This is a genomic window from Streptomyces durocortorensis (genome assembly GCF_016901035.1).
Taxonomy (GTDB): Bacteria; Actinomycetota; Actinomycetes; order Streptomycetales; family Streptomycetaceae; genus Streptomyces; species Streptomyces durocortorensis.
Map to the genome: position 1 here is coordinate 1 of NZ_JAFEUF010000198.1, position 13,346 is coordinate 13,346.

The 13,346-nt window shown below is 72.8% G+C and carries 10 protein-coding genes; 4 read left to right on the forward strand and 6 right to left on the reverse strand.

The genetic code is table 11. The features are described from left to right. Positions 1 to 1,181, forward strand: a 1,181-nt coding sequence (locus JS521_RS27390; RefSeq protein ID WP_239487907.1) for a protein phosphatase 2C domain-containing protein, incomplete at its 5' end; no start/stop codon positions are given. A 112-nt stretch (positions 1,182 to 1,293) separates the two neighbouring features. After that, entirely contained in the window at positions 1,294 to 3,036 is a 1,743-nt protein-coding gene (locus JS521_RS27395; RefSeq protein WP_205085641.1) for a pyruvate dehydrogenase, read from the forward strand. Between the two features lie 5 nt (positions 3,037 to 3,041). Here the strand turns inward: JS521_RS27395 and JS521_RS27400 are convergent, their stop codons facing one another. Continuing rightward, positions 3,042 to 6,155, reverse strand: coding sequence for an alpha-mannosidase (locus tag JS521_RS27400; protein WP_205085642.1), 3,114 nt, complete (start codon positions 6,153 to 6,155; stop codon positions 3,042 to 3,044). A 74-nt stretch (positions 6,156 to 6,229) separates the two neighbouring features. Next, positions 6,230 to 6,664 (reverse strand): guanyl-specific ribonuclease, encoded by a 435-nt coding sequence (locus JS521_RS27405; protein WP_205085644.1) that lies wholly within the window; start codon positions 6,662 to 6,664, stop codon positions 6,230 to 6,232. Between the two features lie 355 nt (positions 6,665 to 7,019). Between JS521_RS27405 and JS521_RS27410 the strand changes: the two genes are divergently transcribed. After that, positions 7,020 to 7,385, forward strand: coding sequence for an ATP-binding protein (locus JS521_RS27410; RefSeq protein WP_205085650.1), 366 nt, complete (start codon positions 7,020 to 7,022; stop codon positions 7,383 to 7,385). A gap of 96 nt (positions 7,386 to 7,481) precedes the next feature. Here the strand turns inward: JS521_RS27410 and JS521_RS27415 are convergent, their stop codons facing one another. Further along, positions 7,482 to 8,585 (reverse strand): DUF2637 domain-containing protein, encoded by a 1,104-nt coding sequence (locus JS521_RS27415; RefSeq protein ID WP_205085645.1) that lies wholly within the window; start codon positions 8,583 to 8,585, stop codon positions 7,482 to 7,484. Positions 8,586 to 8,777: 192 nt separating this feature from the next. Then, entirely contained in the window at positions 8,778 to 9,626 is an 849-nt protein-coding gene (locus tag JS521_RS27420; RefSeq protein ID WP_205085646.1) for a (2Fe-2S)-binding protein, read from the reverse strand. 145 nt (positions 9,627 to 9,771) lie between these two features. Here JS521_RS27420 and JS521_RS27425 point away from each other — a divergent pair, with 145 nt between their 5' ends. Then, on the forward strand, positions 9,772 to 10,530 hold the full coding sequence (locus JS521_RS27425) for a GntR family transcriptional regulator (protein WP_205085647.1): 759 nt from the start codon (positions 9,772 to 9,774) through the stop codon (positions 10,528 to 10,530). A gap of 48 nt (positions 10,531 to 10,578) precedes the next feature. Here the strand turns inward: JS521_RS27425 and JS521_RS27430 are convergent, their stop codons facing one another. Together JS521_RS27430 and JS521_RS27435 are read right to left on the reverse strand one after the other, a co-directional pair. Then, positions 10,579 to 11,361, reverse strand: coding sequence for a hypothetical protein (locus JS521_RS27430; protein ID WP_205085648.1), 783 nt, complete (start codon positions 11,359 to 11,361; stop codon positions 10,579 to 10,581). 182 nt (positions 11,362 to 11,543) lie between these two features. Continuing rightward, entirely contained in the window at positions 11,544 to 13,277 is a 1,734-nt protein-coding gene (locus tag JS521_RS27435; protein WP_205085651.1) for a PucR family transcriptional regulator ligand-binding domain-containing protein, read from the reverse strand. Positions 13,278 to 13,346: the final 69 nt, after the last annotated feature.

Sequence of the window (13,346 nt, forward strand, 5' to 3'; positions counted from 1 at the left end):
CGCCCGTATCGCCGCCGCCACCGGCCTCGCCTCCCGCCGCGCCCCGCACCACCGCCTTCCCCGCGCCCTGGGAAGCGCCCGCCGGGCAGCCGGGGCCCCGGACGTTCGCCGCGCCGCGTGTGCCGGAGCAGAGCGAGCCGGACGCGGGGCCCCTCGCGTCCGACCCCAGTGCCCTGCACGAACTGCCGCCGGACCCCGCGACCGGTGCCGGCGCACGGCCCGCCGTCGCGCACCTCGGGGACCGGCCGCCCACCTATGACGCCGAGCCCGCCGCCCTGCCCTCCGCCACCTCGGAGAACCTGGACGGCCTCGTCCCCGACACCGTCCTGGACGGCGCGCGCTACGGGACGTACACCCTGCGGGCCGTCTCCGTGCGCGGCGACTCGGCCCGCTTCCGCGGTGAGCCCCGGCGCGACGGGCTGCTCACCGCCCGGTTCGGGGCCGCCGAGAGCGCCCTCGTCCTCGTCGCCGTCGCCGGGGGCAGGCGGGACGGCGAGGCGGCGCACCTCGCCGCTGCCGACGCCTGCCGCTGGATCGGCGGGGCCGTCGCCCGCAGCCACCTCCGGCTCTCCGAGGACATAAGAGCCGGCCGCCGGGGCGACCTGAAGTCCGGTCTGCACCGGCTCACCGACCGTACGTACGGCAAGCTGCGCGCCCGCGCCGCCGAACTCGGCGTCGAACCCGACGCGTACACCGCGAGCCTCCGCTGCCTCCTGCTGTCCGCCGACCCCGACTGCCGCACCCGGGTCTTCTTCGGCGTCGGCGTCGGCGCACTCTTCCGGCTCCGCGACGGGCTCTGGCAGGACCTGGAGCCCTTCCTCCCGGAGAGCGGCCCGGCCGCGTGGCCCGGCGACGAGCCGGAGGCGGGCCCGGACGGGGACCGGCTGACCATGGACCTCCAGATCACCGGGCCCGCCTCTCCGAGCGCCGGAGGATCCCCGCAGCCGCCCGCCGAGCCCTTCCGGTTCCGGGCCTCCGTGGCGCGGCCCGGCGACACACTGATGCTGTGCAGCAACGGACTCGCCGAGCCCATGCGCGGCGAACCGGCCCTCCCCGGCGAGCTCGCCGAGCGCTGGGGGAGCGGAGGACCGCCCGGACTGCCCGCCTTCCTCGCCGACACCCAGCTCCGTATCAAGGGGTACGCCGACGACCGCACCTGCGCCGCCGTCTGGGAGGCGTAACCGCGCACGCCGTGGGTTGATGGATGCCGGAGCCCGGCGGAACGGTGTTTCGCCGCTCCGGTCCCCGGACAACCGACGTGCACGGAGCACGGGCAAGGAAGGGCGCGCACCCATGGCCAAGCAGAACGTGGCGGAGCAGTTCGTCGACATCCTCGCCAGGGCGGGCGTCAAACGTCTGTACGGCGTCGTCGGCGACAGCCTGAACCCCGTCGTGGACGCCATCCGGCGTAACCCGTCCATCGACTGGATCCACGTCCGGCACGAGGAGACCGCCGCCTTCGCGGCCGGGGCCGAAGCGCAGGTCACCGGCTCGCTCGCGGCCTGCGCGGGCTCCTGCGGGCCGGGCAATCTGCACCTGATCAACGGCCTGTACGACGCACACCGCTCCATGGCCCCGGTGCTGGCCCTCGCCTCGCACATCCCCTCCAGCGAGATCGGCCTCGGCTACTTCCAGGAGACCCACCCCGAGCTGCTGTTCCAGGAGTGCAGCCACTACAACGAGATGATCTCCAACCCGGAGCAGATGCCGAGGCTCCTCCAGACGGCGATCCAGCACGCCATCGGCCGGGGCGGCGTCAGCGTCGTCACCATGCCGGGTGACATCGCCTCCAAGCCCGCCCCCGAGAAGTCCATCGAGCACGCCCTCGTCACCGAACGACCCAGCGTCCGGCCCGGCGACGACGAGATCGACAAGCTCTGCCGCATGGTGGACGAGGCCAAACGGGTGACCCTGTTCTGCGGCAGCGGCACGGCCGGGGCGCACGCCGAGGTCATGGAGTTCGCCGAGAAGATCAAGTCCCCGGTCGGGCACGCGCTGCGCGGCAAGGAATGGATCCAGTACGACAATCCGTACGACGTCGGGATGAGCGGGCTGCTCGGGTACGGGGCCGCGTACGAGGCGACGCACGAGTGCGACCTTCTCATCCTGCTCGGCACCGACTTTCCCTACAACGCCTTCCTCCCGGACGACGTGAAGATCGTCCAGGTCGACGTGCGCCCCGAACACCTCGGCCGCCGCTCCAAGCTCGACCTCGCGGTCTGGGGCGATGTGCGGGAGACCCTGCGCTGTCTCACCCCCCGGGTGAAGCCCAAGTCCGACCGCAAGTTCCTCGACCGGATGCTGAAGAAGCACGCCAACGCCCTGGAGGGCGTGGTCAAGGCCTACACCCGCAAGGTCGAGAAGCACGTTCCGATCCACCCCGAGTACGTCGCCTCCGTACTGGACGAGATGGCCGACGAGGACGCGGTGTTCACCGTCGACACAGGGATGAACAACGTCTGGGCCGCCCGCTATCTGACGCCCAACGGCAAGCGGCGGGTGATCGGTTCGTTCAGCCACGGCTCGATGGCCAACGCCCTTCCGCAGGCGATCGGCGCCCAGTTCACCGACCGGGACCGGCAGGTCGTCGCGATGTCCGGCGACGGCGGATTCTCCATGCTGATGGGCGACTTCCTCACCCTGGTCCAGTACGACCTGCCGGTGAAGGTCGTCCTGTTCAACAACTCCTCGCTCGGCATGGTTGAGTTGGAGATGCTGGTGGCGGGCCTGCCGTCGTACGGGACGACCAACGCCAACACCGACTACGCCGCCATCGCCCGTGCGGCCGGCGCCTACGGCGTACGCGTGGAGAAGCCCAAGCAGTTGCAGTCCGCGCTCAAGGACGCCTTCAAGCACAAGGGGCCCGCGCTCGTCGACGTCGTCACCGACCCGAACGCGCTCTCCATCCCGCCGAAGATCAGCGCCGAGATGGTCACCGGCTTCGCGCTCTCCGCCAGCAAGATCGTGCTGGACGGCGGAGTTGGCCGGATGCTCCAGATGGCCCGTTCCAACCTCCGGAACGTTCCGCGTCCCTAAGTCCTTCAGGCGGGCGTCAGGCGCACCGTCAGGATCTGGAACGGCCGCAGGTCGAGGACCAGTCCGTCCTCGTCGGTCTCCGCCGCGTGCAGCGGCCGCTCCAGCAGATCGGTGATCCGCGCCTCCGCGACCGGGAACGCCACCCTCAGCCGGGTTCGCGCCCGGCCGCCCGCCGATTCGTAGAGCCGTACGATCACGTCCCCGCCCCGGTCCTCGGCGAGCTTGACCGACTCGACCGTCACCGCCGGATGCCCCGTCGACACCAGCGCGGGCACCACCGGGGCCACCGCCGCCCGCAGTGGGAGGTTCAGCGCCAGGCCCTCCCGTACGGCGTCCGTCACCTCCGCACCCGGCGCGAGCGCGTAGCGGAAGCGGTGCACGCCCAGGTCGGTGTGCGGGTCCGGGCTGTGCGGGGCGCGCAGCAGCGTCAGCCGGACCGTGGTGCCGAGGCCGTCCGGGTGCGGGGTGCGGGTCACATCGTGGCCGTACGTCGAGTCGTTGAGCAGCGCGATGCCGTAGCCGGGCTCGGCGACCCGCAGCCAGCGGTGGGCGCAGATCTCGAAACGGGCCGCGTCCCAGGACGTGTTCTCGTGGGTCGCCCGGTGGACATGACCGAACTGGATCTCGGCGGTGGACCGTTCGGCGTGGACGTCGAGCGGGAAGGCCGCCTTGAGGACCTTCTCCGACTCCTGCCAGTCCACCTCGGTGTCGATGTCGAGCTGCCGGGCCCCCGCCGCGAGCCGCACCTCCTGCACGACCGTCGACTTCCCGAAGGACCGGACCACGCGCACCGCAGCCCGCAGCGGACCCTCCTCCACCAGGGACACGGAGTCGGCGGTGGTGAGATCGGTTCGGGTGCGGCGGTAGTGCCGGTCGATGTCCCAGGCGTCCCAGTGGTTGGGGTGGTCCGGGTGCAGTTGGAGGAGGTTGGCGCGGGTGCCGGGAATCAGCGCCTCGCGCCCGTCGATCAGGTCGCGGACCGACGAGATCAGCCCGTCGCCGTCCACCACGACCCGCACCAGCCCGTTGTCCAGGACGATGTCACCTGCATCCGAGGCCTCCGCCGTCACCGCGTGCTCCGGGACCGCCGCCCCGTCCAGCAGTCCCGCCCCGAGCCCCGGGCTCCGCGCCAGCACCGCCGCCCTGTCCTCGCCCAGCTCCTGGAGGTGCGCCCCCGACGGCAGCACCCCGGCTGCCTCCGCGTCCAGCTCGACCACCTGGGCCCGTTCGTAGGGCGATGAGTTGAGCGCCACCAGGCCCTCGGCCGGCCCCAGCGAGGTCACCGCGTCGGCCACCAGGTCCGCCAGCTCGGCGCGGACCTCCTCATAGGTGTCGTGGGCCTCGCGGTGCACCCAGGCGATCGACGAGCCGGGCAGGATGTCGTGGAACTGGTGCAGCAGCACCGTCTTCCATACCCGGTCGAGACGCTCGTACGGATAGCGGTAGGCGGGGGAGCGCAGGGCGGCTGCCGTCGCCCACAACTCGGCCTCGCGCAGCAGGTGTTCGCTGCGTCGGTTGCCCTGCTTGGTCTTCGCCTGCGTGGTGTACGTGGCCCGGTGCAGCTCCAGATACAGCTCGCCCGACCAGACGGGCGCCTGCTCCCCGTACTCCTCCTCGGCCGCCGCGAAGAACGCCGAGGGCTTCTCGACCGTCACGCGCGGCGAGCCCTCCAGATCCCGCAGCCGGCGGGCCCGCTCCAGCATCTCGCGGGTCGGGCCGCCCCCGCCGTCGCCCCAGCCGAACGGCACCAGTGAACGCGTCGCCCGGCCCTTGTCGGCGAAGTTCTGCTCCGCGTGCGCCAGTTCGCGGGCGTGGAGCTGCGCGTTGTACGTGTCGACCGGCGGGAAGTGCGTGAAGACCCGGCTGCCGTCGATGCCCTCCCACCAGAAGGTGTGGTGCGGCATCCTGTTGTGCTGGTTCCACGACAGCTTCTGGGTGAGGAACCACCGCACCCCGGCCAGCCGGGCCAGTTGGGGGAAGGCGGCGGTGTAGCCGAAGGAGTCCGGCAGCCAGATCTCCTCCGTCTCGACGCCCAGTTCCTCCTCGAAGAACCGCTTTCCGTTTACGAGCTGGCGGGCCAGCGCCTCGCCGCCCGGCATGTTGGCGTCCGACTCCACCCACATCGAGCCGACCGGAGACCACTGACCTGCTGTCACCGCCTCCTTGATCCGCTCCCAGATCTGCGGCTGGTGCTCCTTCACCCAGGCGTACTGCTGGGCCTGCGAACAGGCGAAGACCAGCTCCGGGTAGTCCTGTGCGAGGGCGGTGACATTGGCGAACGTACGGGACGCCTTGCGGACGGTCTCGCGTAGCGGCCACAGCCACGCGGAGTCGATATGCGCGTGGCCGGCCGCCGAGATCCGGTGCGCGCTCGCGGATGCGGGCCGCGCCAGCACCTCGGCCAGCGCCGCCCGGCCCGCCGCCGCGGTGCCGGAGACGTCGTGCAGGTCCAGCGCGTCGAGCATCGACTCCAGCGCCCGCAGGATCTCGTGCCGCCGCGACCGGTCGTCGGGCAGTTCGTGCATCAGCTCGGACAGCACCTCGATGTCCAGGACCAGATGCCAGACCTCCTCGTCGAGGACCGCGAGGTCGGCGGAGGCGAAGCGGTACAGGGGGCGGTCGCCGGACGTCAGTACGTCACCGAGCGGGGTCGGTGCGAAACCGTGCTCCAGAATCGCCGGATTGGCGGCCGCCTCCAGCAGCAGATCGACCGGCTCCTTGCCCGCCGCCGGGTGTGCGAGCGTCAGGTGCCGGTTGCGGGGATGAACACCCTTCAGGGGGACGCCCAGATGGTCGTACAGCATCCCCTCCGCCTGGAACCCCGGCCCCTGGCCCGTGAACCCCGGGTCGACGACCACCTCGACCCGGTGCCCCGACCACTCCTCGGGCACCGCGCCCCGCAGCCGGAACCAGCTGGTGGACCAGGGCTTCCCCCACTCCGTACCGGCCGCGAACGGCACGAAGTCCGCCCCGAGGGCCTCCGCCACCGGCACCGGCTCGCCCGGAACGTGCCACACGGACAGGGCGAGCGGGGTGCGGGCGGCGTACTGGGCCGGGCGGACGAACTGGTGGAGGGCCCTCTCCAGGCGGCCCTCCACCAGGGTGCGGTCGTCGTGCATCACAGCTCCTCGGGAAGGTGCGGGGCTCAGGTTCCTTCCCCGGGAGCGTGCGGAGCACCCCTCGGAAGCGGGCTTCAGCAGTCGTGGTCGACCAGGTCGAAGGAGGCGTAGTGGTCGGCGGTGTAGTAGTCCTCCTCCGTCTGCTCGCCGGTGACGATCCGGCGGGCGCCCCGGTTGTCGGAGCCGGGCGTGATGACCGTGTACTCGTGGTAGTAGCCGGTGGACTGGTCGGGCAGCAGGCCCTCGCGGTTCTGGAAGACGGTGCCGTCCTGCTCGTACGGGTACGGCCCGCCCTGCTCGATCAGGTCCAGGGTGTCGTGTGCCTGGGACGGCAGGGCGGAGTAGCAGATGCTGCCCACCGCCATTGCCCGGAAGGCGGTCGCGGAGTGGGAGGTGGTGGGGGTCGTCGCCGGGGTGGCGGCCTGGGCCGTGACCGGGCCCGAGGCGAGGAGAAGGGACAGGAGGGCGGCCGAGCCGCCGAGCCGGGTGATGCGTGGGGGGATGCGCATGCCATCATGATGACGCGCGTAGAAGTTGGGTCGTCAACGTCAACTCGGTTGTATTCGCCGGACGTTAACCGGAGCTGCGCCTATGTGGTGATGGCGTGCGCGGGTGGGATGTTCCGTGCGCCCCTCACCGCTCCCGACCGTTCACTTCTTGACGGGCCCACAAGCGTGACCGTGTGCGTACAGGGGCATGCATCCCGTGAGGCTGTTCGACGGCAGCCGGATCAGAGGAGGTCGGTTCACTGTGCGGGCGGGGGAAATGGCGAAGCGTCAGAAGAGGACCACGGTCGTCGAGGGGCGCGGCCCCCGGGGCCGGAGACCGGGTGAGGTGCTGCAGCCCGCCCGGATGCGCCGAAGAGTGGGGCACGCCGAACGGTCGGCGGTGGGGGAAGTCCGCCGGGAGCTGCGGGAGTTCCTCCGACATCGCTCCGGCCAGGAACAGACCGAGGCGGCGGAGCTGCTCGTGAGCGAGCTGGTGACCAATGCGCTCATCCACACCCGGCATGGGGCCGTCGTCACCGCAACGGCGACCTCCGCCCGACTGCGGGTGGAGGTGCAGGACTTCGCGTCCGAGGATCTGCCCGCGCCGTACGTACCGAACGCCGACGACGGTACGCACGGCAGGGGCCTGATCCTGGTCCGGAGCCTGGCCGACGCCTGGGGTGTGCAGGCACAGGCCCTGGGCAAGACCGTCTGGTTCGAGCTGCACGGCGCAAGGGCCTGAGGAGCCCGCCGCGAGCTGTACGGCCGACGGCCCTGAGGGGCCTTCTGCGAGCTGCGCGGCGGAAGGCCCTGAGGCGTCCTCCGCCGCGCGGCGCGATCAGCCGAACTGCTGCTCCAGATCCTTCAGTTTCTGTTCCAGCGAGTCGAGCCGGGGGAGTGTCTGGGTGTCGTCCTCAGCGGTGAGGTCGACGGTCCGAGGGTCACTTCCCTGGTTCGGCGCGTCCAGGCTCTTCGGGCTCGAACCATCGGCCGTCTGCTTCGGGCCGACGGCTTGCAGGGATGGCCGGGGTCGCAGAGGCAGCTGACCCGGCTCTGCTATGGCAGGCTCCGCGACGGCCGGCGCCGCGCCTCCCGAGGCCGGGGCGAGGGCGGGCGCATCCATCTGCTGCCCACCCCGGCCGCCGCGTCCCCAGACCCGGTTCTGCCGGTTCAGGGCCTTGATACGGGCCCGGTCCAGCTTGGCCTGGTCCCTGCGGCGCAGCCGGTCCTGCTCCTGCTCCTTCCGGTCCTCCCGCACCTCGTCCACCGCCTCGTCCAGGGTGCGGACGCCCTCCAGGAGCATCAGCGACCAGGCGCCGAAGGTCTCCCGGGGCGCCCGCAGCCAGCGGACGATCCGGATCTGCGGCAACGGACGGGGCACCAGGCCCTGTTCGCGCAGTGCGGCACGGCGGGTCTGCTTCAGCGCGCGGTCGAAGAGCACCGCGGCCGAGAGGGACATCCCCGCGAAGAAGTGCGGGGCGCCCGCGTGGTCCATGCCCCGGGGGGCGTGCACCCAGTTGAACCAGGCGGCGGCTCCGGCGAACGTCCACACCAGCAGCCGGGAGCCGAGCGCCGCGTCTCCGTGGCTCGCCTCCCGTACGGCCAGCACGGAACAGAACATCGCGGCGCCGTCCAGTCCGAACGGGACCAGGTACTCCCAGCCTCCGCTGAGGCTCAGGTTCTGCCGGCCGAAGCCGACGAGCCCGTGGAAGGAGAGCGCGGCGGCGACCGCCGCGCAGCAGAACAGCAGGACGTAACTGGCGGTGGCGTACAGCGCTTCCTTGCGTCTGCGGCGTTCCTCGCTGCGTTCCCAGGAGTCGTCGGCCGCGGCCTTGCCGGCGGCACGCTTGCCGCGTGCGACCACCGTCACCGCCGCCATGACTCCCACGAGCAGTACGGCGCCCGGAAGCAGCCAGTCAAGCGATATGTCGGTCAGTCTCATGCGCGGTCCCTTGCGTCACGTAGGGCGTTTCGTACGCCATCGTGACGGAATTCCCGTCCCGCTCCGGTGGTTTCGGGACAAGAGCACGCCATGGGGGAAGGAGAGGCTATCGATGGGTGGAATCTTCTCGAACTCCCGCCCGGTCAAGCCGAGTTGCGTTCGATTCCACGTCCCCCGGACGGGCGGTGTGGATCAGGAAGCCGCCGCGAGCTTTCGTACCCGGTCCGCGTCACAGGTACGCGGGCAGGTCACACAGGTGTCCTCGGGGCGCAGGGTGTAGAAGAGGCAGCAGCTCGCCCGGTCCCGGGTCGGCAGCGACTGTCCGTCGGGCCCGGTCAGCTCGCGGAAGCCCGCGGTGCCGACGTACGGCTTCGTGGTGCCGGGGAGCAGCAGCTCCAGCTCGGCCATCGCGCGGCGCTCCTCGCCCAGCAGGTGCGCGATGTACCAGAGGCCCTCGACGATCTCGTCCGTCGCCATCCCCCACAGGGCCCGCTTCCCGCGCCGCATGCGCGGCCCGAAGCCCTCCAGCACCGGACCGAGGTGCTCGGTGAGCGAGGCCAGGACCTCGGCCCGCAGCGCCGTCTCGTCCGGGACGACCCGGGCCCCGGGCAGGGTCGCCGCCGGGTCGTCCGGCAGGCAGGCGAATTCCCGCACCCGTACGGTCAGGTGGCCCAGTGCCCGCTGGAAGGCGACGTCCTCGACCGGGATCCGGGGCACCCGGCGCTGCAGGAACCACGGCACCGTCACCAGCAGGCAGGCGGGCCAGGCGTACCGGTGGAGACCGAAGCTCGCCACCACGTCCGGGCGGGCCTGCTGGCCGTAGTCGCGCAGCACCTGGGCGTTGTCCCAGGCCAGGAAGGTGTCCGCGGCGGGACCGCCGGCCGCCAGCTCCGCAGCGCCGACCCAGCCCGCGCCGGACGGGGCGACGGCGTCGCCGTCGAGCACGTCGGCCCGCAGACCGGGGAACACCTCGGTCAGACGGGCGTACGCGGCGGTCACGGGGGACGTCGCGGTACCGGTGAACGGCGGGGAGAGGGTCATGCAGGGGACCACCGAATCGGGATCGTTTGCAGGTAAGGCTTACCTTACCCGACGTCACCGATGTTTGAACCGCGGCCTCCTCCCTCTATCGTGCACAGGAGGTCCGGCGCACGCGAGTCGGCCCGCGGCAGTCGGAGGAGGTCCGGTGGAGCAGGGCAGCGCGCGCGAGGGCGTACGTCCGGCGTACGCTCCCGGAACGTTCCCGCACGCCCCGGCGGACGCCCGGGTGCCGGAGCAGGCCCGGGGCGAGCACACCCACAGTGAGCCTCCCGCGCCGCGTGCCGTCCAGCGCCACTCCGTGCGCGGCCAGATCCTGGACGCCCTGCGCGCCGCCCTCGTCGACGGCGAGCTGGTGCCCGGCCAGGTGTACTCCGCCCCCGCGCTCGGTGCCCGCTTCGGGGTCTCCGCGACGCCGGTGCGCGAGGCCATGCAGCGGCTGGCCGTCGAGGGCGCCGTCGAGGTGGTGCCGAACCGCGGCTTCCGGGTCAGCGAACGCGGCCCCCGCGAGCTGGCCGAGCTGGCCGAGGTGCGTGCCCTGATCGAGGTCCCGGTGATGCTGCGCCTGGCGCGTACGGTCCCGGCGCACCGCTGGAGCGTCCTGCGCCCGCTGGCGGACGCCACCGTCGCGGCGGCCGCCGTGGGCGACCGGGCCGCCTACGCCGATTCGGACCGGGCCTTCCACCGGGCGGTCCTCACCCTGTCGGGCAACGAGCAGCTCGTGACCGTCGCCGACGAACTCCACCGGCGCTCCCAGTGGCCGCTGGTCGCGGGCCCCGCCACCCGCCGGGCCGAGCTGCTGGCCGACGCCGCCGAGCACACCGCCCTGCTCGACGCCCTCATCGCCCAGGACCTCACCGTCGTGCAGGCCCTGGTCAGCGAACACTTCACCGGCGCCGACGGCTGACCGGCGGCGGAGCTGCGGCCCGCCCCCGGTCAGCTTGCACGCCTTCGTTCAGCTCGCCTCGGCGGTGCGCGGGGCCGGGGGGCCCAGATACGGGGCCAGCCAGGTGGGCACGCCGCCCAGCAGCCGGAACAGCCGGCCGGCCTCGGCACGCAACCGGGTCGCCTCCGGTTCCTCCTCCGCCCCGGCGAGGGAGATCAGCGCCGGGGCGGTACCGACCAGGAACCCCAGCTCCTCCCGGATCCGCAGCGACTCCGCGAAGCCGTGCCGGGCCTCGGCCAGCTCCCCCTCGCGCAGCGCGAGCGCCGCCAGATGCCGCCAGGTGGACGACAGCAGCAGCTCGTCGCCCAGCGTCGCCGCACCGGCGTGCGCCCGGCGGAAGGCGGCACGCGCCGCCTGCGGCGACTCCGCGATGTTCTGGGCGATCAGCCCCCGGCGGAAGTCCAGCAGCGGCCGGGCGGGTGACGCGGGGGCCAGCAGGGCCGCCGACCGGCTCAGCGCCACGCTCGCCTCGTCGGCCCGGTCCCGTACCGCCAGGAGGGTGGAGGCGTACGCCAGATGGCCCCGCTCGGAGGCGGCCGAGCCCCGCTCGTCGTCGCTGCGGGCGATGGCCTCCGCCGTGCGCAGGGCGTCCTCGGCCTCGGTCCAGCCCTGTCCGGTGTACAGACACCGCTCGGTCAGCAGCGCGGTGCGCTGGAGCGCGGCGGCCGGATCGGTGCTCGCGTGGTGCTCCAGCAGGGCGGCCGCGTCCGTCCAGCAGGCGCGTGAGCGCAGCCGCCATACCGCGGTCTGGAGCGGCGGATCGTCATCTGCTGTCGTTCCGGAACCAGACATGGCGGTATCCGCCACATTGCCCTCCCCGAGCGCGCCATTGTGCTGTTGAGTGCTTGAGTGATGCCGCATCTCAGCATGGATCGGCACTCCGGGCCAAGGGGTCCGGGCAATGTCAGGTGAAAGATTTCACAATCGGTCGGAGTGCGACGGGGCCCCGGCGGACCCCGTGCGCGGACGGAAGATCAGCTCATGCGCAGGGCGAGGAAGAAGTCGAGCTTGTCCTCCAGGCGCGAAAGGTCACGCCCCGTCAACTGCTCGATCCGTCCGACGCGATAGCGCAGTGTGTTGACGTGGAGGTGCAGCCGGGCCGCGCAGCGGGTCCAGGACCCGTCGCAGTCCAGGAAGGCCTCCAGCGTCTCGATCAGCTCCGCCCGGTGGCGCCGGTCGTAGTCGCGCAGCGGGTCCAGCAGCCGTGCGGTGAAGGCGCGCCGGACGTCGTCGGGGACGAACGGCAGCAGCAGCACGTGCGAGGCCAGCTCGTGGTGACCGGCCGCGCAGACCCGGCCCGGGCGGGCCGCGGCGACCCGGCGGGCGTGCCGGGCCTCCTCCAGCGCGCCGCGCAGTCCTTCGGCGGAATGCACGGCCGCGCTGACACCCAGTGTCAGCCGGCCGTCCTCGGCCAGTCCCGCCGAGAGCGGTTCGCGTACCGAGGCGAGCAGCGCGTCGGCGTGCAGCCCGGGCTCCCCGTCGAGGGCGTCGGCGTCCTCGACGCCCTCCGCGCCCTCGCCCGACTCGGCGGGCGCGGTGATGAGCGCGGGCAGCGGCACCAGGGCGATGGCCTCGGCGCCCGTGTGGGCGACGGCGATCCGGTCGGCGGAGTCGGGGCCGCTGACCGCCGGGTCGACGAGGATCTCCTCCAGCAGCGCCTGGGCCACCGGACCGCTCGCGATCTCGCCCGCGGCGGCGGCCTGGTCCGGGGCGGTCCAGTCGACCCGGGCCACCACGACCTGCCACTGCGGGGCCACGCCGAGGCCGGGCAGCAGGACGGGTGCGGCGACCCGCAGCCTGGCGGCGATCTCGGCGGGGGCGGCGCCCGCCTGGACCAGTTCCAGCACCTCCTGGGCGAGCCTGCGGCGTACCGTACGGGCCGCGTCGCGGCGGTCGCGTTCGACCGCGATCAGCTGGGTGACGCCCTGGAGCAGGTCGAGCCGGGCCGCGGGCCAGTCCGAGGCGTCCGCCTCGACCGCCAGCAGCCAGTCGGAGAGCACCGACTCCCGTACGTCGCGGGCGGCCGGCACCGCGCCCCGGCCGGTGTTCCGGATCGGGAAGAGGGAGTACGTCGTACCGGCGACGGCCGCCCGGTGCGGGCCCCGGCGGCCGGTCCGGGTGGCGGCCAGGTGGTGCCCGGCCAGCGCCGCGCCCAGCGGCCCGGGCAGCGGAGCGCCCGCCCCGGCGATCTGGCGGCCGGTGGGGGAGAGCACCCAGGCCCGCAGGTCCAGGTCGGAGGTGAGGAGGTCCAGGACCACCTCGGGGCCGCCGCCCGCCGGGCCCGAGGTCATCAGCCGCCGGTGCCGGTCCACCACGGCCGCCAGGTCGCCCGCCCGCTCGCCGGAGACCTGACGCACGACGTACTCGGTGATCGTCGCGAACGCAACGGTCTCGTGCACCACGAAGAGCGGGAGGCGGTGGTGCAGGCACGCCTCGACCAGATCGGCGGGAATGTCGCCGAGCTCCGCCTCACCGGCCGCGAGACCGGCCACCCCGGCGCCCGCCAGGATCCGGACGAACGGCTCGGAGTCCGCCGCGTCCCGGCGCCAGGCCAGGCCGGTGAGCACCAGTTCGCCGCCGGAGAGGTAGCGGCTCGGGTCGCGCAGGTCGGTCGTCATGACGCCCCGGACCGTGCGGTCCAGCTCGTCCTCGCCGCCGAGCAGCCGCAGGCCCAGCGCGTCGGTCTCCAGCAGTGCGCGCAGCCGCATCTCGTCGCCGCCGATCTTTTGGTGGAAGGAGCAGGTGAAGGGGGTGGAGGGGGAGGTGGTGAAGGAGGT

Excerpts from the sequence above, each read along its gene's own strand:
- JS521_RS27395 (WP_205085641.1), top strand. The coding sequence starts at position 1,294 with ATGGCCAAGCAGAACGTGGCGGAGCAGTTCGTCGACATCCTCGCCAGG.
- JS521_RS27400 (WP_205085642.1), bottom strand. The coding sequence starts at position 6,155 with ATGCACGACGACCGCACCCTGGTGGAGGGCCGCCTGGAGAGGGCCCTC.
- JS521_RS27405 (WP_205085644.1), bottom strand. The coding sequence starts at position 6,664 with ATGCGCATCCCCCCACGCATCACCCGGCTCGGCGGCTCGGCCGCCCTC.
- JS521_RS27415 (WP_205085645.1), bottom strand. The coding sequence starts at position 8,585 with ATGAGACTGACCGACATATCGCTTGACTGGCTGCTTCCGGGCGCCGTA.
- JS521_RS27420 (WP_205085646.1), bottom strand. The coding sequence starts at position 9,626 with ATGACCCTCTCCCCGCCGTTCACCGGTACCGCGACGTCCCCCGTGACC.
- JS521_RS27430 (WP_205085648.1), bottom strand. The coding sequence starts at position 11,361 with ATGTCTGGTTCCGGAACGACAGCAGATGACGATCCGCCGCTCCAGACC.
- JS521_RS27435 (WP_205085651.1), bottom strand. The coding sequence starts at position 13,277 with ATGCGGCTGCGCGCACTGCTGGAGACCGACGCGCTGGGCCTGCGGCTG.